Below are 22,646 nucleotides of genomic sequence, written 5' to 3'. Positions count from 1 at the left end.
ATGGTGGAAGGCTGGCCTGAGACGATGAAACGAATTCACAACCGGTTGTGCGCCTTAAGTTTGGTCGTGGTTTTTCTATGCTGTAACGCCAGTCAAATTGAAAGCGCGGAGAATGCGCCGCTGCGTAAACTGCGCGTGGCGATCACTTCGCTTTCCGGCTCCATGGCGGTGCCATGGTTGGCGCGCGAGGCCGGCATTTTCAAGAAACATGGCTTGGAAGTCGAGGTGATCGCGACGCCGAGCGGCGTGGAAGGGATGAATGCGTTGATCGCCGGCGAGATTACTTTTCTCCAAATCGCCGGTGGCACGACGGTGAGCGCTGCGGTAGGTGGCGCGGATGTGATCGTGATCGGCACGACCATTGACACGCTAGTGCTGAGCCTGATGGTGCGCCCGGAGATCGAACGGGCCGAGCAGCTGCGCGGCAAGGCGATCGGTATCACGCGCTACGGCACGACCATCGATACCGGCGCGCGCGTGGCGCTGCGCCACTATAATTTAGTTCCGGAGAAAGATGTCTCGATCCTGCAAATCGGCGGCATGGAGTCGATCGTACCGGCAATGCAGGGCAATCGGGTGCAAGGCGGTATTCTCTCCTACCCGGCGATCGGGCGGGCAAAAAAGCTGGGCTATCGCGAGCTGCTCGAAATTCCATCGCTGAACTTTCCCTACGCCTCGACCGGCATCAGCACGCGCGGCGAAGTGATTCGCAAGGAGCCGGATCTGGTGCGCCGCTACATGATGGCTCAAGTCGAAGCGATCGCACGGATGAAGCGCGACCGGCCATTCACGATTAGCGTTATGAGCAAGTTTCTGCGCACCACCGATATGGAGCAGTTGTCGGAAGCGTACGACATTTACGCGAGCAAATATCTGCTGCGCGCGCCGTTGCCCACCGTCGAAGCGATTCGCCCGGTGCTCGAAGAGCTTGAGCCACGCAATCCCAAGGCGAAGGGACAGGATCCGAAAAGATTTTTCGACGATCGCTTCGTCCGTGAGCTGCAAGCCAACGGTTTCATCGATGGGCTTTACCGTTGAGTCAAATTCAGCCGCCGCTCGCCCAGAATATTGAGCAGCAAATCCCGCCAGTTAAACTTTGCTTGATAATAATTTGGGTAACCGCCTAAACGTTAGGCACTGCTTGCCAATTAAATAGGCACAAAAACCTTCGCGTCATGCCGAAACCTGCTTTGTTTCGAGTAAGTTAAGAGAATTTCCGAGTCTTTCATGCGCGGCATGGGAGTTGCTTAGTGTCCTTAATGAGAGGCGGAATACGACGTGGTCTCTCTGCTTGATCCAGCGTCGGATAAACAATTCTTGGGGAAAAAAATAAGGAGATGAGAATTTCTATGAAGGTCGAATGGAGTCGTCTGGCCATCGCGATGGTCGCGGCGGCGGTTAGTTACAGTTTTAGCGGTTTAACAACGGGTAAGGCGTTGGCGGCGGACGCCGGAGAGGACTTAAAACTGCTGCGCCAAGAGTTGGCAAAGCAGCGTGCTTATGTTGAGCAGCTTGAGAAACGTTTCGAAGCGCAAGAGGCGAAACTGGCCGCCAAGGAAAAAGTGGATGCCGTGGAAAAGGCCAAGGCACCTAGCCTTGAGGCCGGTTACGACGGTGGATTTTACATTCGTAGCAAGGACAAGCCGTTTTCTCTGGTCGTCAACGGCTTCGGCCAGTTTCGTTACACGCTGGACAAGCCGAACGGCGCCGGCTACAACCAGAACTTCGATGTCGGGTTGGCGCGGTTGGCGCTGTCCGGCAATATGTTCGATCCGAAATTAACTTACTTCACGCAGCTGCAAGGAAGCACCTTCGGCAACAACAATAACATTACGATGCTGGATTGGTGGATGAAATATAGTTTCGCTCCTGAATTTGGCCTGCAAGGCGGGCGCTTTGTCCTGCCGTATAGCCGGCAGTTTTACACCCATCCGGGAAACCTCCTGTTCTCCGATTTGTCGGAAGCCGATTATGCGTTCAATCTGCCACGTTCCATCGGCGCCCATGTGTCCGGTAAACTCGGCCCGGTTTCCTATCATGCGGCGATGCTCAACAGTGTCCGCGCGCTCGATGCTCCGGGTCAGCAGAATTTCGGCAGTAACATCGGCGCGCTTGGACGTTTAGAGTTCGATATTCTTAAACCGTACGGTTACTACGAGAGTTCGCCCAAGGCGGCGAGCGAAGCGCAACTCTCGGTCGGCGTAGCGGCGGCGTACAATCCAATCGACGGTGCGTCATCGTTTCAAAATCTAAAAGCGAAAGACAGCACGACCAATGTCACTTTAGATCTCGGCTATCGTTGGGATCAATTGAGTTTCCAGAGTGCCGGCTACTATCGCCACGACAGCTTTACCACGCCTGGAGTGTCGGACGGCAATGACTGGGGATACTATTCTCAGCTTGGCTACTACCTGATGCCCGGTAAGTTGGAATTGGCCGGGCGAGTCTCGGGTGTTGAATTTGACAAGCTCAATGTCTCGGGAGTGTTTCGCAAAACCACCGCGTACACCGGCGGTCTGAACTATTACGTTTACGGCCACAACCTGAAGCTGCAGGCCGATTACAGCTTTCTCGACAACGAAAGTTTTCGCGGCCAAGCGAGCGCGCTGGATGCGCATCGCTTTAGGTTGCAAGCACAATTTTTATTCTAGCTGTGATATGCCAACAGGAGAGATCCAGAGAACCCTATATTAACTAATTTTTAAGATGGAGGAAGTTCATGGTTACCATATTTAAAAGAATCGATATCGTGCTTGGATTAAGTCGGTGTAATTTCTTGAAGCGGGTGGCCGCGCTCATGGGAGTTGCCGCAATGTTGGCGATGCCGCTGCCGGTCAGGGCGCAGAGCAAAGACACGATTAAAATCGGCGTGCTTCATTCATTGAGCGGAACGATGGCGATCAGCGAAACCGTTTTAAAGGACGTGACCCTGATGGCTATCGAAGAAATCAACGCCAAGGGCGGCGTGCTCGGCAAGAAACTGGAAGCCGTAGTCGTCGACCCGGCTTCGAACTGGCCGCTGTTCGCCGAAAAGGCGCGCCAACTTCTCACTCAAGATAAAGTAGCCGTCGTCTTCGGCTGTTGGACTTCGGTATCGCGCAAAAGCGTGTTGCCGGTTTTCGAGGAACTCAACGGCTTGCTTTTCTATCCGGTGCAATATGAAGGCGAAGAGCTTTCGAAAAATGTTTTCTACACCGGAGCGGCGCCAAACCAGCAGGCGATTCCGGCGGTGGAATATCTCATGTCGAAGGACGGTGGCGCCGCCAAGCGCTTCGTGTTGCTTGGCACCGACTACGTTTATCCGCGCACGACTAATAAAATTCTGCGCGCCTTCCTGAAGTCCAAGAACATTCCAGAGGCCGACATCCTAGAAGAGTACACGCCGTTCGGTCATACCGACTATCAGACGATCATCGGCAAGATCAAAAAGTTCGCTGCCGAAGGCAAACGGACGGCGGTGATTTCCACCATCAATGGCGATTCCAACGTGCCCTTCTATAAGGAACTGGGCAATCAAGGTTTGAAGGCGAAGGATGTTCCCGTGGTGGCATTCTCCGTGGGAGAAGAGGAGTTACGCGGCGTCGATACCAAGCCGTTGGTCGGCCATCTGGCGGCGTGGAATTATTTCATGTCGCTAAAAAATCCGACCAACGAAGAGTTTACCAAGAAGTGGACCGCCTACGCCAAGGCGAAAAATCTTGCCGGCCACAAGGATAAACCTTTGACCAACGACCCGATGGAGGCCGCCTATGTCGGCATGTACATGTGGAAGCAAGCGGTGGAAAAGGCGAAAACCACCGATGTGGACAAGGTGATCGCCGCCGTGGGCGGCCAGAGCTTCAAGGCGCCTTCGGGATTTACCATCAAGATGGACGAGAAGAATCATCACCTGCATAAACCGGTGTTCGTCGGCGAAGTTAAAGCGGACGGCCAGTTCAATATCGTCTGGAAAACTTCCGGTCCGGTGAAGGCGAAACCCTGGAGTCCCTATATCGCCGGCAACGACAAGAAGAAAGACGAGCCGGAAATGGTTGCGACGAAAAAGTAACTCGGCGACAGGCCGGCGGCGCGCTGGCCACCGGCCTGTTTTCTAACCCCAATTCGACATCATGATCACATCGATTCGCTGGCGCCTCTGGGCGCTAGTTTTTCTTTGGCTCGCTTTTAGCGCACCCGAGGTTATTGCCCTCGACACCGCTTTGATCCAGCAACTCGCCGCTGAAGATAGTGACGTAAAGCTCGACGCGATCGCCAAACTCGCCGCTTCCGGCGCGGCCAGCGCGGTGCCATTGCTCAAGGCGATGCAGGACGATGCCTTGCGCTTATTCAACGGCCGGCTGGTGATTGTCGCCGGCAGTTCGGTCACGGATGCGCTTACCGGCGAGTCGATCGCCGCGCCGACGGAAAAACTTGAAGAGATCGTGGTCAACAATCGGGTGCGCGGCGTGCTCGACGCCGCCCTCGCCGCGCTCAAACTGATCTCGCCCGCGCGTGACGAACGGCTGGCGGCGGCGAAGATCGTCGCGGCCGATCCCGAGCCGGCGATGTTGCCGCTGATCAAAGCGGCGCTAGCGAAGGAAAGCGACGGCGAAGTGAAAACGCTTTTGGCGCTGGCGCGCGCGCTGATTGAGATCAAAAGTAGCGACGTGGTGGCGCGCCGCGAAGCGGCCAAGCTTTTGGGCGAGAGCAAGAATTCCCAAGCGAAACAGATTCTCATCGCGCTGTTGCAAAAAAATCCTTACGGCAGCTTCGCCGAAACCGACAACGGCGTCAGAGCCGAAGCGCAAAAGGCGATCCAAGCGCTCGATCAAAGTTTTATCCTGCCGCAGCTACTCGGCGCTTTGTTCAGCGGCTTGAGCCTTGGCAGTGTGCTGCTCTTGGCGGCGCTCGGCCTGGCGATTACATTTGGCTTGATGGGCATCATCAACATGGCCCATGGTGAGATGCTGATGCTCGGCGCCTATACCACCTATCTGATGCAGACTTTTTTCCGCGCTTATTTGCCGCAGTCGTTGGATTGGTATCTGATCGCGGCGATCCCAGCGGCTTTCATCGTCGCGGCATTGGTCGGCGTCGCGCTCGAACGCAGCGTCATTCGTTTTCTCTACGGCCGACCGTTGGAGACGTTGCTCACTACTTGGGGAATTAGCCTGATGCTGATTCAATTGGTTCGCACTCTGTTTGGCGCGCAAAACGTCGAAGTCGCCAATCCGTCGTGGATGTCCGGCGGCTTCAACCTTGGCGCCGATATTGTGCTGCCTTATAACCGTATCGCGATTATTTTGTTCGCGGCTATCGTGGTCTTTATTATGTGGCTGTTTCTGGCGCGCACGCGCTTAGGTCTCTATGTGCGCGCCGTGACCCAGAACCGCGCCATGGCCGACTGCATGGGCATCCCGACGCCGCGGGTGGACTGGCTGACTTTCGGTCTCGGCTCCGGCATCGCCGGTCTCGGCGGCGTGGCGCTGTCGCAGATCGGCAACGTCGGCCCCGACCTGGGCCAGAGTTATATCGTCGATTCTTTTATGGTCGTGGTGTTGGGCGGCGTCGGCCAGTTGGCCGGCACGATCATCGCCGCGGTGGGCTTGGGCGAGATCAACAAATTTCTCGAACCCTTCGCCGGCGCGGTGCTCGGCAAGATATTCGTTTTGATCCTGATCATTCTGTTCATTCAAAAGCGGCCCCAGGGAATGTTCGCGCTCAAAGGGCGCGTGGCGGAAAATTAATATGATCGGCTTCGTTTCCGCTGTGGCAAGACTTTACGACCGGCGCGCTTGGCTTTGGCTGGCGGCGTTTGGGACGATTATTCTAATGGCAATTCCATTACTGCGCTTGGTTGTGCCGCCGACCAGCGCGCAGCATGTTTCCGATTATTACGTGCTCCTGATCGGCAAGATCATGTGCTACGCGATGGTGGCGTTGGCGCTCGATATGATCTGGGGTTTCGCGGGAATTTTGTCTCTTGGCCATGGATTGTTCTTCGCCCTGGGCGGTTATTCCATGGGCATGTATCTGATGCGCGAGATCGGCAACGAAGGGCAGTACCGCAGTTTTTTACCTGATTATATGGTGTTCCTCGACTGGAAGGAATTCCCCTGGTATTGGGCCGGCAGTGAATATTTTTGGCTGGCGCTAGTAAAAATTATTCTGGTGCCGGCGTTGATGGCGTTTATCTTCGGTTGGTTCGCGTTTCGCTCGCGCATTAAAGGCGTTTACTTTTCGATTATCACTCAAGCGCTGACCTTCGCGTTCATGTTGCTGTTCTTTCGCAACGACACCGGCTTCGGCGGCAACAACGGCTTTACCGATTTCAAACGGATTCTCGGTTTCTCCCTGGCCCGTCCAGTCACGCGGGTGAGCGTATTCATGATCACCGGGATTTTGCTAATAATAAGCTTGCTGCTGTGCCGCTACATCGTCACGTCGAAATTCGGCCGGGTGCTGACGGCGATTCGCGACGCCGAATCACGCACGATGTTTTCCGGCTACAACACGCGGGATTACAAGTTGTTCGTCTGGACTTTATCGGCGGTGTTGTGCGGCATCGCCGGCGCGCTCTACGTGCTCCAAGTGGGCATCATCAATCCGAGCGAAATGTCGCCGGCGAATTCCATCGAAATCGCTATCTGGGTGGCAGTGGGCGGGCGCGGCACGCTGGTCGGCGCGTTGGTCGGCGCCGCCGTCGTCAACGGCGCCAAGAGTTATTTTACCGTCGCTTGGCCGGAACTCTGGCTTTATTTTCTCGGCGCGCTGTTTGTTGTCGTGACGCTGTTTCTCCCGCAAGGCGTGATGGGCTGGCGCAGGAGTTCGGCGCGATGAGCACGGAAGTTGTCAATTCCGCGCTTGACGGCGGCGCGGTGGCCAGCGGCATGAGTCATCTGGTCGCTGCCGATCGGATCGATGTTTCCCATGGCGTGGTCCTCTACCTCGACAGCGTGACGGTGAGCTTCGACGGCTTCCGCGCCCTCAACGAGCTGTCCCTCGCCATCGACGCCGGCGAGCTACGTTGCGTCATCGGTCCCAACGGCGCCGGCAAAACCACCATGATGGATGTCATCACCGGCAAAACCGCCATCGACAGCGGCAGCATTTTTCTCGGCCAGACCATCGATCTCACCCAGCGCACCGAATATGAAATCGCTCGCCTCGGCATCGGCAGAAAATTTCAAAAACCATCGGTGTTCGAGAATCACAGCGTATTTGAAAATCTCGATCTCGCCATGGACGGGCCGAAGGGCGTGTGGAGCACGCTGTGGCACCGGCGTAGCTCGGAGCAGCAAGACCGCATTCATGAAATGCTCAAACGAATTAATCTTTCGGACCGGATGGACGAACCCGCCGGGCTTTTGTCGCACGGTCAAAAGCAGTGGCTGGAAATCGGCATGCTGCTGATGCAGGCGCCGAAAATTCTCTTGCTCGACGAACCCGCCGCCGGCATGAGCGATGAAGAAACCGAGCGCACGGCGGAATTATTTTTATCGCTGGAAGGGGAGCATTCGCTGATCGTCGTCGAGCATGACATGGACTTTGTCGCCTCGCTCAAGCGCAAGGTGACCGTACTGCACGAAGGCAGCGTGCTCGCCGAGGGTTCCATGGAAACGGTGCAGAACGACGAGCGGGTGATCGAAGTTTATCTGGGACGCTGACCATGCTGCGGGTGGAAAATTTAAATCATTACTATGGCGGCAGCCACACGCTGAACGACATCTCTTTTGAAATCGCCGCGGGAAGTTGCACGGCGGTGCTTGGGCGCAATGGCGTGGGCAAAAGCACGCTGTTGAAAACGTTGATGGGTTTGGAAGGGGTTCGTTCCGGCAAGATTGAGTTCGCCGGCCAAGATGTGACGTGGGCGGCGCCTTATGTACGAGCCCGGCGCGGCATGGCCTACGTGCCCCAGGGGCGAGACATTTTTCCGCGCCTAACGGTGGAGGAAAACTTGCTCACCGGGCTGGCCGGACAGAAAATTCAGAAAATCGCGCCGGAGATTTACGAAATGTTTCCGGTGCTGCATACCATGCGGCAGCGGCGCGGCGGCGATCTTTCCGGCGGCCAGCAGCAGCAACTGGCCATCGGCCGGGCGCTGCTGACCAAACCAAAATTACTGATTCTCGACGAGCCCACCGAAGGGATTCAGCCTTCGATCATCAAGGATATCGAGCGGGTGATTCAAAGCTTGGCAAAGCGCGGCGATATGGCGATCCTACTGGTCGAACAGTATTATGACTTCGCGCGCTCGCTGGCCGATCAATATTTCGTCATGCAGCGCGGCGTGATCGTGCAGCGCGGCTTGGGCGTCGACATGGATAAGGATGACGTGCGCGGCCGACTTGCGGTATGATCCGTCCATGTTGGCAGTTTACGAAAACGAAATCGGTTGGCGCGCCGAATTGGCCCTCGACTACCAGCGGCGTGGTGCGCGCACGGTATTGGCGGCGCGCCGTCACGACGGTCCACTGGTAGTCCAAAAATCGCTCTATCCGGAAGGCGATGGGGTTTGTCATTCGATCGTTGTTCATCCGCCGGGTGGCATTGCCGGCGGCGATGATCTGCGCTTGAGCGCGCGGCTGGACGTAACAGCTCATGCGTTGTTAACCACCCCGGGTGCCGGTAAATGGTACCGTTCGGCTGGCGAGCTGGCGCGCCAATCCCTGCAATTCGACATCAGCCCTGGCGCCTGCCTCGAATGGTTGCCGCAGGAAAATATTATTTTTAACCAGGCTCATGCCGAGATGCGCACGGCGGTGAGGCTAGCCGGCGACAGCAGTTTTATCGGTTGGGAAATCTGCTGTTTGGGACGCAGCGGGTCGGGAGAAAAATTTTCTCGCGGCAATTTGCGCGCACGCACGTTGATCGAACGGGACGGCCGGCCGCTATGGTTTGAAAATGGCCGGCTTGAAGGCGGCGGTGCGGCGTTGCGTTCGGCGGTGGTCATGGCGGATCGCACGGTTGTTGGTACTTTGCTTGTCGCCTCAGCTAAATTGGATTCTACCGCGCTAAACGCTTGTCGCGCATTACGGCCGATAAATGGCGCAGGCGCGGCGACGTTGTTGCCGGGTTTAATAGTTGGGCGATATTTGGGAGCATCGAGCGAGGCGGCGAAAAATTATTTCATTCAGTTGTGGCATATTTTGCGTCTCGTAGTTGTCGGCCGCGAAGCCATCGATCCGCGCATTTGGCGGACTTAATCGGAGATCCCCATGGAACTAACCCCGAGAGAAAAAGATAAACTGCTAATATTTACCGCCGCGCTCCTCGCCGAGCGGCGCAAAGCCCGCGGCGTGAAGCTCAACTATCCCGAAGCGGTGGCGTTTATCAGCGCGGCGATCATGGAAGGGGCGCGCGATGGCCGCAGCGTTTCTGATTTAATGGGCTGGGGCGCGACGTTATTAAGCCGCGACGACGTGATGGAAGGCGTCGCGGAGATGATTCCGGAGATTCAAGTCGAAGCGACTTTTCCCGATGGCACGAAGTTGGTGACGGTGCATCAGCCGATTGTTTAGTCATTCTTACCTCCTCTCCCTCTGGGACAGGATCGAGGTGAGGGCCCATTCGTGCAGAGCCCTCACCCTTGCCCTCTCCCAGAGGGAGAGGGTATTAGAGGATTCGAGTGTAGAGGAGAGTGAGATGATTCCTGGTGAAATGAAAATTGTCGACGGCGACATCGAGCTCAACAAAGGGCGCCAGACTTTGATGCTCGAAGTCACCAACAGCGGCGATCGGCCGATTCAAGTCGGTTCGCACTATCATTTTTTTGAAACCAACGAAGCGCTCAAGTTCGAGAGAAAGAAAACTCTGGGTTTTCGTTTGAACATCGCCGCCGGCACGGCGTTACGCTTTGAGCCGGGGCAGACACGGACGGTGGAGTTGGTGGCGATGGCCGGCGGACGAAAAATTTACGGCTTCAACGGCAAAGTGATGGGAGCGCTGAAATGAAAATAGCCCGCCATGCCTACGCGGAGATGTTCGGGCCGACGGTGGGCGATCGCGTACGGCTCGCCGATACCGATTTGTGGGTCGAAGTAGAAAAAGATTTCACCGTCTACGGCGAAGAGGTGAAGTTCGGCGGCGGCAAAGTGATTCGCGACGGCATGGGGCAAAGCCAACTCGGCGCGGCCAAAGTCGCGGATACGGTGATCACCAACGCCTTGATCATCGATCACTGGGGAATTGTCAAAGCCGACATCGGCATCAAGAACGGCCGCATCTGGAAGATCGGCAAGGCCGGCAACCCAGATATTCAGCCGGGCGTGACGATTCCCATCGGCGCGGCCACCGAAGCGATCGCCGGCGAAGGCAAGATTGTCACCGCCGGCGGCATCGATTCGCATATTCATTTCATCTGCCCGCAGCAGATCGACGAAGCGTTGATGTCGGGCGTGACGACCATGCTTGGCGGCGGCACCGGTCCGGCGACCGGGACTTTCGCGACGACGTGTACGCCGGGGCCATGGCATATTCACTCCATGCTCGCGGCGGCGGAAGCGTTTCCGATGAATCTCGGTTTTTTCGGTAAAGGCAACGCGAGTTTGCCTGCGCCGCTGGTCGAGCAGGTCAACGCCGGCGCCATCGGATTAAAACTGCACGAGGATTGGGGCACGACGCCGGCGGCCATCGACAATTGTTTGTCGGTCGCCGACAAGATGGATGTGCAGGTGGCGATTCACACCGACACGTTGAACGAATCCGGTTTCGTCGAAGCGACGGTGCAGGCGTTTAAAGGCCGGACGATTCATACCTTTCATACTGAAGGCGCGGGCGGCGGCCACGCGCCGGATATCATAAAAGTCTGTGGCGAGCCTAATGTCTTGCCGTCGTCAACCAATCCGACCCGGCCCTACACGGTCAACACCATCGCCGAACATCTCGACATGCTCATGGTCTGCCATCATCTCGATCCGAGCATCGCCGAGGACGTGGCGTTCGCCGAGTCGCGCATTCGCAAAGAAACCATCGCGGCGGAAGATATTCTGCACGACCTCGGCGCCTTCTCGATGATGTCCTCCGATTCGCAAGCGATGGGGCGCGTCGGCGAAGTGATCATTCGCACCTGGCAGACGGCGCACAAAATGAAAAACCAGCGCGGCGCGCTGCGCGGCGATCCGGTGCAGCATGACAACAATCGGGTCAAGCGTTACATCGCCAAGTACACGATCAATCCGGCCCTGACCCATGGCATCGCGCATCTCGTCGGCTCGGTGGAAGAGGGCAAGCTCGCCGATCTGGTTTTGTGGAAGCCGGCGTTCTTCGGCGCCAAGCCCGAGCTGATCATCAAAGGCGGTATGATTGCAGCGGCGGCCATGGGCGATGCCAACGCCTCGATCCCGACGCCGCAACCGGTGCATTACCGGCCGATGTTCGGCGCCTTCGGCAAGGCGTTAAATACTTCGGTGACCTTCGTCTCAAAAGCGAGCTTGAGAAATGGCGCGCTGCAAAAATTAAAGCTGTCGCGGCCGTTGGAGGCGGTGAAAAATACCCGCAAGCTGAGAAAGAAAGACATGGTGCACAACAACTATCAGCCCAAGATCGACGTCGATCCCGAGACCTATCAAGTGCGCGCCGATGGTGAGCTGCTGATCTGCGCGCCGGCCCAAGTGTTGCCATTGGCGCAGCGCTACTTTTTATTCTGATGATTGAGATCACCGCGAAATTACCTTCAGGTGCGCAAGGCGAAGTGCAGGGTCAACTGCGCTTGCCTTTCGATTTGCGCCAGAAGCGCTGGCTCTTTGCCGCGCTGGTGTCCGGCGAAGAAGTGGCAGTGAAGCTCGGGCGCGGCGCGAACTTGCGCGGCGGCGATAGACTGTTGGCTGCGGACGGCCGCGTCATTGAAGTTATTGCGATGGTTGAGCGTGTTGTTCATGTCGAATGTAAAACGGTTTGCGACCTCACGCGGGTGGCCTATCACCTTGGCAATCGTCACGTGCCGGTGCAGGTGGGCGACGGATTCCTCCGTCTCGGCGAAAATCATGTGTTAGAAAATATGCTGCGTGGTCTCGGCGCCACGCTGACGAACATCGATGCGCCCTTCGAGCCCGAGTCGGGTGCTTATGGCAGTGCTCATTTTCATGATGAACCGAGCGAAAATCACTCAGGACGGATTCATGAATTCGGCACGTCGGAGCGTTCCGACGGATGAAAGTTGATAAAGACATTAGTCTCGTGCGCTTGTTGCAGCTCGCCAGCCCGGCGTTGCCGGTGGGGGCTTATAGCTATTCGCAGGGTTTGGAAGCGGCGGTTGAGATAAAAATAATTCGCGATGCATCGACCGCGGCAAGGTGGATTGGTGACATGCTCGAATATTCCATCGCGCCCATGGAAGCCCCGGTGCTGTTGCGCTCGATCGCCGCGTGGGAAGTACCGAATTACTCAGCGGTGGAGAAATGGAACGCGCTGTTTCTCGCCAGCCGGGAAACTTCCGAGCTCAGGGCGGAGACTTTGCAGATGGGTTTTTCCTTGAGAAAATTGCTGACTGAATTAACTGGCATGAGTGACGACACGCGGGCGCAGCTGGCACGCTTGGAAGAAATTGCCTATCCGACCGCGTTTGGTTGCGCGGTGGCGCAGTGGCAGATTTCATCGCAATCGGCGTTGGTGGCCTATCTCTGGTCGTGGTTGGAAAACCAAGTAATGGCCGCGGTGAAAGCTGTGCCGCTCGGCCAGACCGACGGCCAACGGATGCTGCTCGCGGTCGGCGCTCGGCTCGACGCGATTGCCGATCGCATTGCTTTGTTAGATGACGACGATCTCGGTAGCTTCGTACCGGGGCTGGCGCTGTTGTCGAGCCAGCATGAAACTCAATATTCTCGCTTATTTCGTTCCTAGCTGTCGGTGGTACATGAGTGACGCGCAGCCTTTATGTGTGGGAATCGGTGGGCCGGTTGGCTCCGGCAAAACTGCTCTCACGCTAACGTTTTGCCGCGCGCTACGCGAGAAATATAATCTCGCCGTGGTGACCAACGATATTTACACTGAGGAAGACGCGCAGTTTCTGGTGCGCAATCAAGCGTTGGCGCCGGAACGCATCATCGGTGTCGAGACCGGCGGCTGTCCGCACACGGCGATCCGTGAGGATGCTTCGATCAATCTCGAAGCGGTGGCGCGGCTCAATCGCCGCTTCGCCGGCCTTGAGTTGATATTTATCGAATCGGGCGGCGACAATCTCGCCGCGAGCTTCAGTCCGGAGCTAGCCGATCTGATGATCTACGTCATCGATGTCGGCGCCGGCGACAAGATCCCACGCAAAGGCGGTCCGGGAATTACCAAGTCGGATTTATTGGTGATCAACAAAATCGATCTCGCCCCCTACGTCGGCGCCGATCTCACCGTGATGGAGCGCGACGCCAAAAAAATGCGCGGCGCGCGACCCTTCTTATTTTCCAATCTCAAGGACGGTACCGGCGTCGCCGCCATCGTCGATTGGCTCACTAAACAATTGCGCGGCAATTCCTAGCTGTCATTCAGGCTGCGGCAGTTGTCTCTCCGGCCTGCTTTAGCGTAAAACTCGGTAAGCTAATTGCGACTACCCAGTTTTTCGCTTGGAGGACGTTATGAAATGGTTTTCTTGCCGTCGATCAATCCGCAAGTCGACTAGCGTTATCGCGCTACTTTTTCTTTTGCTTGCGACTTCATTGTCCGCCCAAGAACGGCGGCTGCGATCGGGCTATGCGTCGCTTTCCGGCAACATGACGCCGTTTTGGGTGGCGAAGGAAGGCGGCTATTTCAAAAAATACGGCCTCGACATCGATCAAGTGGCGTTTCCCAGCGGTAACGAAGGCATGGCGGCGACCATCGCCGGCGAAATCGAATTCATCGCCATCGCCGGCAGCACGACGGCGAGCGCCAACATCGGAGGCTCGGACGTGATCTCATTGGGCATCACTCACGATCGTTTGCTCACCAGCTTGGTGGTCAATTCGACGATTCAAAAACCGGAAGACTTGCGCGGCAAGGCGATCGGCATCAGCCGCTTCGGCACGTCGATCGATACCGCGGCGCGGATCGTCATCCAGCACTATGGCATGGAACCGGTCAAGGACGTGAGTTTGATCCAAGTCGGCGCGGTGGCATCGGCGGTGGGCGCGCTACGCAGCGGAAGGATTCAAGCGGCGATACTTTCCTATCCGACGCTGGTGCAAGCGCGGCGCGAAGGGTTTCGCGAGATGCTCGACATTGCGTCGTTGGGCATGCCCTATGCGGCGTCAGGAATCACCGCGCGCCGCAGTTTCGTGACCCAGCGCAAAGAGGTGGCGGTGAATTACGTCAAGGCGGTGGTCGAAGCGATCGCGCGGGTCAAACGGGACAAGCCTTTTGCGCTGGAAGTGATGGGCAAATACTTTCGCAGCACCGATAAAGAAATGCTCTCGGAAACCTACGAAGTTGCTTCGACCAAATATTTGAAGCGGGTGCCGTATCCAACCCCGGAGGCGTTTCGCGCCGTGCTCGATGAACTAGGACAAGTGAATCCTCGAGCCAAGGGCCAAGACCCCAAGCGCTTTTACGATGACAGCATTTTGCAGGAGTTGGACAAGAGCGGTTTTATCAACGCGCTCTATAAATGAAATTTTGGAAATATTCGACGCCGACGCCGAACCGCAAAGATTACTTTATCCCCGTCAATTGAAGACGGGAACATTTGCCGGACAATTCGCAATAAAAGTTCGAAATTTGTCGGGCGCATTCTTCACTTCGCTCCGTTTAGTTCAACGCCGGCATATCTTCAACCGGGGATATTTGAATGTGGTCCTTGCCGGCGACTTTTATGCTCTCCATCTGGTTGTCGGCTTGGTAGAGCAGCTCGGCGAGCGTCTTGGTTGACTCGGCACACGCGATGGCGCTGAAGCAGAAAGTTACGGGACCGGCAAATTGATGGCGTTGGACGTCGAGCGCTTCGTGTATCTTCTGGAGAATCGCATGGGCATTTTCCGAGGTCGTGTTGGGTAACAGTACTGAGAACGAAGTGCCGCCCATGCGGCCGACTAGATCGGGCCGTGGCGCTTGCTGTTGGATCGTCTTGGCGATGGTGCACAGCACTCGATCGCCGGCCGAATAGCCGAAGCGATAGTTGACCATCTGCACGCCAGTGACCAAGATCGTGGCCAAGGTCAGCGGTTCAGTGCTCGATGCCTGGTTCATTTCGCTGGCCGCCAATTCGTAAAATGCGTTGCCGTTGGGTAGTCCGGTAAGAAAATCGCGCGCCGCCAGTTTCGACATTTCTTCGAATTTGGCGCGGAGTTGCGCCAGGATCGCGGCTGAGGCGACGAAGGCGCCGGCTCGGGTCAGCAAATTCCACATGGGAGTCGAAGCGTTGGCGTAGTTTCGCGCGAGGATCATTTCGCCGGCGAACCAAACCGCCGAGGCCCAAATTCCCACGGTGATGCCCATGGCACGGGAAGCGAACCAGCTGGCGAGAAAAACCGGTAGCAAATAGAGATAGGAAAAGTTGAGCCCGTCGCTCAAAACCAGTTCGCAGTATGCCAAGAAATTGGCGCACACCAACGCGAACAGGCCGACAATGCCTTTGTGCCGAGCCGATAGAGGGGGCGTAAGTAACTTCATCATACCAATACTCCTATATTAACCGCGGTCTTGAATAAATTCTAAGTGATCGGTGCATCGCCGTCAACGCAAATCGGGTTTCGTTTATTTCCTGCGGCTGTCAGAGAGCCGCCAATACTATCACTAACGCGTCGAGCCGTAATTTACCCGACGCGCTCACGCTGGTGGCGGAGTGGAAAAAGATACCGAAGGAAAAATTTCATGGGCAGCGCCGCATTGCCGATGTAGCAACCGGCGCTGCCGCAGAGTGGACTAGCGGATTTGAAATACTTCTTTCCAAAGTTTTTCGTACCTGGGAAATTCTTTGACGTCGTCTTGGGAAAGCATGTAGGCGCTCGCCGGGCGTATTTTTTCGACCGGTTCGACCTTGGGATGGGCGGGCGTCTCGCCGGCTTGCGCATAGACGCGCTGACCTTCTTCGCTGGCCACCCAGCGGGCCCAAAGCAGCGCCGCCGCAGGATGGGGCGCGCCTTTCAAGATGCCGACGCTGCCGCCGATCTCACCGACGCCTTCGCTCAGCAACGCTTGCACGGGCGCGCCTTTTTTCACCCGCGGCGGAAAGTGGTGCGCGTAGCAGGTGAAGCACACCGCGCTCTGGCCGGCGACTAAAAATTCCGCCAACTGCGAATGGCCGCGATGGAACTCCGGTTGGTTCAAAGCGATGCGCTTGATCAAGTCGAGCGCCTTGTCGTCATTTTTATATTTGCCCTTGGCGAGGCCGACGAGCAGCTGGAAGTCGCGCGACTCGCCCATCAGTTTATCTTTCCACTTGGGATTGGCGAGGTCTTCGAAATTCTTCGGCTCGTCGCCTTTCTTGACTAAATTGGTATTCCAGCCGGTGATAAAAAATTGCGTGTCGGTGGCGAACCAGAAATCGCTCTTCAACGACGCCGGATAGGCGGCCATCTCGGGGATCGCCAAAGGCTCGAGCATTTTCTGCTCCGTGATCTGCATGGTGTAAGGCAACGCCGAGCCGAACACGTCGGCGAGCACGCGGCCGCCGCGCGCTTCGGTGACGATGCGCGCGATCAGTTTGTCGCCGGTGAGATCGATGTGGTCGATGGTGACGCCGGGAAATCTTTTTCTGAAGGCGGCGAAAATGACGTCGATGGAATTGGCCGACAGCGCCGCGTAGATCGTCAGCTGGCCTTCCTTCTTGGCTCTTTCATAAATCTCGGCGAGCGATTCGCTCTTGGCCAGCGCGCTGGCGGCGCGGGCGCTGGCGGTTGAAATAATGACGCTGACTAGAGCTAGAATCAGCGCGGCGGTGGTAAGGACTGCGCGCCTGCGCGGCGAATAGATGCGAACGTTCATGGTTACTCCTATCGGGTTAATTTCTTTAGGCGATTCTTAGCGTATTGCCGCGCAGCATAGCCCATGTATTCGCCGCGTCAAGCATGCTCGCGAAAATCCGTTCGTTGAGCGATTTTTTACGCTGTAGCTCTAGCCGAGCGCTTTAGCGATGGACTAGAATGGCCCAATGGGGTTCATCCAAAGGGTCATTTTCTTACTGCTGACTGTGACACTGGTAGTTTCTCAAGTCGTTCATGCGCAAGAAGTGAGCGACGAGGAACCGACGCTACCGCCGGTCGACGAGCCGAGTGTGCCGCTTGCGCCCGTGAAGCCGGCGGCCGCTGGTTTGGCGAGCTACTATCATTCGGCCTTTCACGGCCGGCGCACGGCCAACGGCGAAACTTTCAATCAAAATGCGCTCACCGCGGCGCACCGCACGCTGCCCTTCGGCACCTTGGTGCGGGTGATCAATCTACGCAACCAACGCAGCGTGATCGTGCGCGTCAACGACCGCGGTCCAGTGCAAAAAAGCCGCGTCATCGATGTCACGCCGAAAGCGGCGCGGGAGCTAGGCTTTTTTGGTTCCGGCATGGCCCAGGTGAAACTCGAAGTCGTCGCGCCTAGCGAAGCTGCGAACCTGGAAAAATAATTCTCGCGTTGCGCTCGCCTTTAACGCAGCGCCGGCATCACTTCTTTTGCGAACAGGCACATGGATTTTAAAATCTCGCTATGCGGGATGCCGCCGTAATTGAAAGTCGTTGTCAGCGTATCGAAATAGTAGTGCTTGGCGGCGTTATGTACGCCCTCAATGACTTGCTCCGGTGTGCCGTAGTTATTTCTTCCAGTCGCCAGCATCATTTCCCAATCGTATTGCGCCGGCGCGGCGGTCAATGAACGGCGGCCGATGCGCGAGATTTCGTCATAGCGGGCGACCGCTGCCATGCCGATCTCCCTGGCGCGCGCCGCGCTTTCGTTGACATGGGTGCGCACGTGAAACTGGCAATGGCGTTCTTTGGGATCGATGCCGGCTTCGATCAGTCCTTGTTTCCACGCTGCGACTCCCGGAGCGACTCTTTCCGGCGGATGGGGATGGCCGACGGTCATGATGTGATAACCCTGATGACCGGCCCAACCTAAACCCGCCGCCGAAGTGCCGGCGACCCAGATCGGTGGGTGGGGTTGTTGCACGGGACGCGGAAAGAGCGACAGTTCTTCGAATTGCCAAAACTTGCCTTGATGACTGGCGCGTTGGTTGGACCAAACTTTTAAAATCACTTCCAGCGCTTCCGCCGCGCGCTCGCGGTCGTTGTCGCGGCTGACGCCAAAGACACGGTAATCCATTTCAGTATTCCCCGAGCCGACGCCGAAATCCAAGCGGCCGCCGGAAATCGCATCGACCATGGCGTAGTCTTCGGCGGTATTGAGCGGATGGCGCAGCGGCAGGATCGCGATGCATGGGCCTAAACGAATTGTTTTCGTGCGCGCCGCCGCGGTCGCCAAAAGCACCGCGGGATTAGCCACCAGGCCGCCGTAGCCGAGAAAGTGATGTTCGTTGAACATGAAACATTCCCAGCCGAGCTCTTCGGCGAGTTCGATCTGTTCGAGAATCTGTTGGTAGTAAACATCGTAGGGCGGATCTATGTCGGGGAAATAGGTCGTGAGAATATTGATATAAAAGTGCACGGCTCGCTCCTGTCAGTGGTTATGGCTGTAACATAATCCGCTAGGAGCGGCAAAGCTGCGACGAGATTTCCCCACAGAGGCCACAGAGATCACAGAGGAGAAGAACGGGCATCGGAGTATTAACCGCAAAGAACGCAAAGAACGCAAAAAGGATTTAGGACTTGTAGGGGCAAGGCGTGCCTTGCCCTTTTTGCCGTGCCCTTCGTGACTTCGCGGTGAATTGGGATTTCTCTTTGACCGCGTCACCGGCTCGCGCCCAGATCGCGGCGGGCTTTTTCGAGAAAACTGTAATCGACGACTTGGGGAATCGTAAACGGTTGGCTGACTTTGGAATCTTCTCTGACTAAGTCGATCATCAGCTGCATGCCTTCGGGTTTGGCCATCAGGTCGCGGGCCATGCCGCGATTGAATTGGCGCAGCATTTCCGTGGCGACGCGTTTGTCGGCGAGCTTCCATTGCTTGACGATAATGTTGATCACTTCGTCGCGGTTACGCGGTTCCAACACGAAAATCAGCGCGCGCAGGGCGCCCCGCACCATGGCGTAAACTTCGTCGGGGTTTTCTTGAATCTTCTTGGCCGAAGCGCCGATGGCGTTCTGGGGAAAATTAACGATGTCGCCGACGAACAACAGCTCGTTATAACCGCGGTCGACGGCGATAATATTGTCCGGCACGCCGAGCAAGGCGGCGTCGACGACGCCGGATTCCAGCGCGGCGAGGCGGTTGTCGCGCAGCGGCACGACGGTCACGTCGCGTCCGGCTTGAAAGCCGAGATGCTTGAGCGCCGTGTCGGCCATCAAGCTCGCGGTGCCGCCGGGTGTGCTGCCGCCGATTTTTTTACCCTTGAGATCTTGCGGGCCGCGGATGTCTTTGCGGGCGATCAGCGAGATCAACGGCCGATCGATGGCGCAGGCGAGAATCTTCGCCGGGTTGCCGCGCAGGACGCCCTGAATCACGCCGTTAATAGCGGCGCTGTAATCGATGTCGCCGCGCACGAACGCCGCGTTGACCGCCTGGGTCGCCATGAAAATGGTTTCGAGATCGATGCCCTGCTCACGGAAAAAGCCCTTATGATAGGCGAGGTGAAAGGGCAGAAAGCCGATGTTGCTTGACTGGATGCCGAGGCGGACTTTCTTAGCTGCCGGTTGTGCGGTGCAATTGTCCGGCGCAGCGAAGCAGATCAGGAGTAACAGGCAAAAAACGATGTGGCGCATCGTTTTCAATTTCACCGTCGGATCGTGATCACAAAGCGTAAAGCGCGCGGGAGTTGTCGCTCAAAATTTTCTGCTTGACCTCCGCCGTCAGGTCGTCGCGCTGGCGAAAAATTTTAATCGCGTCAACATCGCTGGAGATATCGGTGTGACCGTAGTCGGTGCCGATGACCAGACTGTCCTCCCCCGCTTCGCGCACGATGTAAGGGATGTCATCGGAGTTTTCGCAGGTGACGAACATGCCGTACTCTTTGAGCAAGTTGTCAGGCATTTTGCGGCCCATGGTTTTGAAACGGTTCTTGGCTTCGTGCATTACCCACGGCACCCACTGGGCGCTGGCTTCGATGAAGCCGAAGCGCAGCTTGGGAAACTGCTCATGGATTTCACTCAGCAGAATGTCGTTGAACGAGGCCACGGTGGGTACGCGGAAACGGTGCAAAGTGGCGGCGATGCGGGTCGGATGATTGTAGAGATCGTTTAACCACGGGCTGCCGTTGGCGATGTGAATGGCGATCGCCATATCGAGTTTCTGCGCTTCGTCATAGAGCGGATAAAAATAGGGATCGGCGAGCAGACGATTGCCTTCCACCGGACGCAAGCAGACGGCGACGGCGCCATTCTCTTTGGACCAGCGGATTTGATCCAAAGCGTCGCTCATGCTCAGCAGCGGCGGCATACACGACCAGCGCAAGCGATCGTTACTTTGTTTCCAAATGTCGGCGAGCCAGCGGTTCCAGCTTTTGCACAGCGCGACATCGGCGGCGGGACGGTCGGCGCAGGACTCGATGAAAATCGTATTGTGCAGCACCTGCACGTCGACGCCGGTGGCGTCCATATATTCCAAGCGCAGATCGACGTTGCCGAGTTCGCGGGAGGCTTGGGGCTCGGAGAATTTGCGGCCTACTTGTTGCTGGCGCTTGGCCAATTCTTCCTCGGAAAAAGCCGCGAAACGAAAGCCGCGCACTTTGCCGTCGATGAGCCAAAACTGCTGGCGCACGCCGGCTTCTTCGCGCGCCTCCAGCGCTTGGGGTCGATACTGCTGCTCCGACTTGTCCATGAAGTCCCAAGTGCGGGCGCATTCGACGACGTGGGCATCGGCGTCGACGATCATGTTTTTCTTAGTGTTGGCCATGGTCTACTCCGATTTCGTTTTGATCGCTCAACTCTAGTTGAGGCGATGCGTGGCTGTCAATCATTGGATCGACCGACGATTTCCCAGGCGATCACCCTATCGCTTTTGCCTTTGAGATCGAGTTCACGCCGACGCGCAGCGGGAAATTTATCGGCGCTGGGACGGTAAGTTTCCTCGGATAGCAAAATCTCTCCGGGCGCGGCGGCGCCTTGCAAGCGCGCCGCGACGTTGACGGTGTCGCCGAGCACGGTGTAGTCGGTGAAGCCCTCGGCGCCGACGTTGCCGACGAAAGCTTCGCCGCTGTTGATACCGATACCGATTTGGAGCCGGTCTTTCTCGGCCATCGCCGCGACTTCGCGCATGATATCCAATGCGGTTTGTACGGCGCGCTGGGGATGATCCTGCCAGTTCAACGGCGCGCCGAAAAAGGCCATCACTTCATCGCCGACCAATTTGTCGAGCGTGCCGTCGTGGCGAAAGATCGCCTGGGTGGCGATGTCATAAAAGCGGTTCAACCGAATAGCGACATCGGCGGGATTCATTTGTTCCACGAGTGAAGTGAAGCCGCGCACGTCGACGAACAGCACCGAGATGTTTTTAGTCTCCCCGCCCGGAGGAGCGAGCTCGTATCAAAGCGTGCACAGATGAGGATTTTTGCGCGACGGGCGGATCTGCAGCAAGCGAAACGGCAGCGCGAACAGACCGAGGAACGGCACCATGCATTCTTTGCAGCGTTTGGCCGACGGCAAGTGGCGGTAGAACAGCCGGGCCAGTTGGGTGGTGCCTAAAACTTTCCGCAGCCAGATGAGTAATTTTCGCATGACAGTCGCGTTTCACTTTTCTGCGCAATGAATCTTACACCACGAAGGGTTCGGAAGGGCAAGGCATGCCTTGCCCCTACGGCTTGGTGCGTTTGGCGGTGACGATGATTTTCACTTGGGGTGTTGCGAGCGCAAGGCTAAAAGTACATTCCGGCGTCGCCGCCGCGGCGGGAGATTGGCGAGAGCCAGCCGAAAAGTGATTTCATCGCCCAATTGGCGAGCGATGCGAGGATGAAGATGAACAGCAGCAGCGCGTACATGTCGGCGATGCGGAACTGGCCGTAGTACTCGACGATCATGAAGCCCAAGCCGGCTTTGGCGATTTTGGTTTCCGCCAACAGCGCGCCGGTGACGGCGGCGCCGAGGCCGATTCGGATGCCGGTGAAGACTTGGCCAGCGATGGCTGGGAGATAAACATTTTTAGCTATCTGCCACGGGCTGGCGCCGATGGTGCGGGCGACGTCGACGTAGACTTTTTTTACCTCGCGCATGCCGGCGATGGTCAAAAGCGAGATTGGAAAGAACGCGGCGATGGCGCCGACGGCGAGTTTTGAATACACGTCGATGCCGAGAAACAAAATGAATACCGGAAAGATGACGATCTTGGGCACCACCGCGGCGTAGAGAATCAGTGGCTCGACGATTTCCAGCCAACTGTGTTTGCTGCCCCACAAAATTCCCAGTGGCACGCCGGCGAGCGCGGCGATGGCGATGGCGCCGCCGACTTCGTAGAGGCTGGCTTTGATATGCGGGATCATCACCGGTGTGGTGACGTAGGTCCACAGCGATTGGAGAATTTCTATGATCGAAGGAAAAAGATCGGGAAACAGCAAGTCGGTACGGCCGATGACTTCCCAGACGGCGATGACGCCGAGGAGCGTGAGAATTTGCACGGCCAACGGCGTGTGGAATGTCGTGGCGAGAGGTGAGCGATTGGATTGCGCGGTTGCCATG

General features: G+C 56.9%; 24 protein-coding genes. 16 read left to right on the top strand and 8 right to left on the bottom strand.

Annotated features, from left to right (window positions below):
* From EXR70_02820 to EXR70_02750, 15 genes are all read left to right on the top strand, one after another.
* Complete coding sequence (locus EXR70_02820) at nucleotides 1–1,038, top strand: ABC transporter substrate-binding protein (protein ID MSP37414.1); 1,038 nt, start codon at nucleotides 1–3, stop codon at nucleotides 1,036–1,038.
* 299 nt (nucleotides 1,039–1,337) lie between these two features.
* Nucleotides 1,338–2,651, top strand: coding sequence for a hypothetical protein (locus EXR70_02815; protein ID MSP37413.1), 1,314 nt, complete (start codon nucleotides 1,338–1,340; stop codon nucleotides 2,649–2,651).
* A gap of 146 nt (nucleotides 2,652–2,797) precedes the next feature.
* Nucleotides 2,798–4,048: an urea ABC transporter substrate-binding protein gene (urtA, locus tag EXR70_02810; GenBank protein MSP37412.1), complete on the top strand. Its 1,251-nt coding sequence runs from the start codon at nucleotides 2,798–2,800 to the stop codon at nucleotides 4,046–4,048.
* A 61-nt stretch (nucleotides 4,049–4,109) separates the two neighbouring features.
* Complete coding sequence (gene urtB / locus EXR70_02805; GenBank protein ID MSP37411.1) at nucleotides 4,110–5,726, top strand: urea ABC transporter permease subunit UrtB; 1,617 nt, start codon at nucleotides 4,110–4,112, stop codon at nucleotides 5,724–5,726.
* A 1-nt stretch (nucleotide 5,727) separates the two neighbouring features.
* Nucleotides 5,728–6,819: an urea ABC transporter permease subunit UrtC gene (gene urtC, locus EXR70_02800; protein MSP37410.1), complete on the top strand. Its 1,092-nt coding sequence runs from the start codon at nucleotides 5,728–5,730 to the stop codon at nucleotides 6,817–6,819.
* Nucleotides 6,816–7,646, top strand: a complete 831-nt coding sequence (urtD, locus tag EXR70_02795; GenBank protein MSP37409.1) for an urea ABC transporter ATP-binding protein UrtD — start codon at nucleotides 6,816–6,818, stop codon at nucleotides 7,644–7,646. Before urtC ends, urtD begins: the two co-directional genes overlap by 4 nt.
* A gap of 2 nt (nucleotides 7,647–7,648) precedes the next feature.
* Nucleotides 7,649–8,338 (top strand): urea ABC transporter ATP-binding subunit UrtE, encoded by a 690-nt coding sequence (gene urtE, locus EXR70_02790; GenBank protein MSP37408.1) that lies wholly within the window; start codon nucleotides 7,649–7,651, stop codon nucleotides 8,336–8,338.
* Nucleotides 8,339–8,345: 7 nt separating this feature from the next.
* Nucleotides 8,346–9,185 carry an urease accessory protein gene (locus EXR70_02785; protein ID MSP37407.1) on the top strand — a complete coding sequence of 280 codons (840 nt, stop codon included), beginning with the start codon at nucleotides 8,346–8,348 and terminating at the stop codon, nucleotides 9,183–9,185.
* A 12-nt stretch (nucleotides 9,186–9,197) separates the two neighbouring features.
* Nucleotides 9,198–9,500: an urease subunit gamma gene (ureA, locus tag EXR70_02780; protein MSP37406.1), complete on the top strand. Its 303-nt coding sequence runs from the start codon at nucleotides 9,198–9,200 to the stop codon at nucleotides 9,498–9,500.
* 124 nt (nucleotides 9,501–9,624) lie between these two features.
* Nucleotides 9,625–9,933, top strand: a complete 309-nt coding sequence (locus tag EXR70_02775) for an urease subunit beta (GenBank protein ID MSP37405.1) — start codon at nucleotides 9,625–9,627, stop codon at nucleotides 9,931–9,933.
* The gene (gene ureC, locus EXR70_02770; GenBank protein ID MSP37404.1) at nucleotides 9,930–11,627 is read left to right on the top strand and encodes an urease subunit alpha; all 1,698 of its coding nucleotides are present in this window, start codon (nucleotides 9,930–9,932) and stop codon (nucleotides 11,625–11,627) included. The genes EXR70_02775 and ureC overlap by 4 nt, the downstream gene beginning before the upstream one ends.
* Nucleotides 11,627–12,133 carry an urease accessory protein UreE gene (gene ureE / locus EXR70_02765; protein MSP37403.1) on the top strand — a complete coding sequence of 169 codons (507 nt, stop codon included), beginning with the start codon at nucleotides 11,627–11,629 and terminating at the stop codon, nucleotides 12,131–12,133. Before ureC ends, ureE begins: the two co-directional genes overlap by 1 nt.
* Nucleotides 12,130–12,819: an urease accessory protein UreF gene (locus EXR70_02760; protein ID MSP37402.1), complete on the top strand. Its 690-nt coding sequence runs from the start codon at nucleotides 12,130–12,132 to the stop codon at nucleotides 12,817–12,819. The genes ureE and EXR70_02760 overlap by 4 nt, the downstream gene beginning before the upstream one ends.
* Before the next feature lie 13 nt (nucleotides 12,820–12,832).
* Nucleotides 12,833–13,447, top strand: coding sequence for an urease accessory protein UreG (ureG, locus tag EXR70_02755; GenBank protein MSP37401.1), 615 nt, complete (start codon nucleotides 12,833–12,835; stop codon nucleotides 13,445–13,447).
* Between the two features lie 97 nt (nucleotides 13,448–13,544).
* Nucleotides 13,545–14,555, top strand: a complete 1,011-nt coding sequence (locus EXR70_02750) for a transporter substrate-binding domain-containing protein (protein MSP37400.1) — start codon at nucleotides 13,545–13,547, stop codon at nucleotides 14,553–14,555.
* 136 nt (nucleotides 14,556–14,691) lie between these two features.
* Here EXR70_02750 and EXR70_02745 read toward each other — a convergent pair whose 3' ends face one another.
* Nucleotides 14,692–15,555, bottom strand: coding sequence for a GGDEF domain-containing protein (locus EXR70_02745; protein MSP37399.1), 864 nt, complete (start codon nucleotides 15,553–15,555; stop codon nucleotides 14,692–14,694).
* Nucleotides 15,556–15,804: 249 nt separating this feature from the next.
* Nucleotides 15,805–16,866: an extracellular solute-binding protein gene (locus tag EXR70_02740; GenBank protein ID MSP37398.1), complete on the bottom strand. Its 1,062-nt coding sequence runs from the start codon at nucleotides 16,864–16,866 to the stop codon at nucleotides 15,805–15,807.
* Between the two features lie 166 nt (nucleotides 16,867–17,032).
* On the opposite strand from EXR70_02740, the gene EXR70_02735 reads away from it, so the two are divergent.
* Nucleotides 17,033–17,494: a septal ring lytic transglycosylase RlpA family protein gene (locus EXR70_02735; protein MSP37397.1), complete on the top strand. Its 462-nt coding sequence runs from the start codon at nucleotides 17,033–17,035 to the stop codon at nucleotides 17,492–17,494.
* Nucleotides 17,495–17,514: 20 nt separating this feature from the next.
* On the opposite strand, the gene EXR70_02730 is transcribed toward EXR70_02735, so the two are convergent.
* The 6 genes from EXR70_02730 to EXR70_02705 form a co-directional block, all read right to left on the bottom strand.
* Nucleotides 17,515–18,528, bottom strand: a complete 1,014-nt coding sequence (locus EXR70_02730; protein ID MSP37396.1) for an LLM class flavin-dependent oxidoreductase — start codon at nucleotides 18,526–18,528, stop codon at nucleotides 17,515–17,517.
* Between the two features lie 242 nt (nucleotides 18,529–18,770).
* Entirely contained in the window at nucleotides 18,771–19,757 is a 987-nt protein-coding gene (locus EXR70_02725; protein MSP37395.1) for an ABC transporter substrate-binding protein, read from the bottom strand.
* Nucleotides 19,758–19,770: 13 nt separating this feature from the next.
* Nucleotides 19,771–20,871 (bottom strand): hypothetical protein, encoded by a 1,101-nt coding sequence (locus tag EXR70_02720; GenBank protein MSP37394.1) that lies wholly within the window; start codon nucleotides 20,869–20,871, stop codon nucleotides 19,771–19,773.
* A gap of 56 nt (nucleotides 20,872–20,927) precedes the next feature.
* Nucleotides 20,928–21,464: an adenylate/guanylate cyclase domain-containing protein gene (locus EXR70_02715; protein MSP37393.1), complete on the bottom strand. Its 537-nt coding sequence runs from the start codon at nucleotides 21,462–21,464 to the stop codon at nucleotides 20,928–20,930.
* Between the two features lie 36 nt (nucleotides 21,465–21,500).
* Nucleotides 21,501–21,692 carry a hypothetical protein gene (locus EXR70_02710; GenBank protein ID MSP37392.1) on the bottom strand — a complete coding sequence of 64 codons (192 nt, stop codon included), beginning with the start codon at nucleotides 21,690–21,692 and terminating at the stop codon, nucleotides 21,501–21,503.
* Between the two features lie 137 nt (nucleotides 21,693–21,829).
* Nucleotides 21,830–22,645 (bottom strand): ABC transporter permease, encoded by an 816-nt coding sequence (locus EXR70_02705; GenBank protein MSP37391.1) that lies wholly within the window; start codon nucleotides 22,643–22,645, stop codon nucleotides 21,830–21,832.
* Between the last annotated feature and the right edge of the window lies 1 nt (nucleotide 22,646).

The organism is Deltaproteobacteria bacterium, from assembly GCA_009692615.1.
Classification (GTDB): Bacteria; Desulfobacterota; Binatia; order UBA9968; family UBA9968; genus DP-20.
The sequence above is the reverse complement of the archived record's forward strand: the minus strand, read 5'-3'. Positions and strand labels throughout refer to the sequence as shown.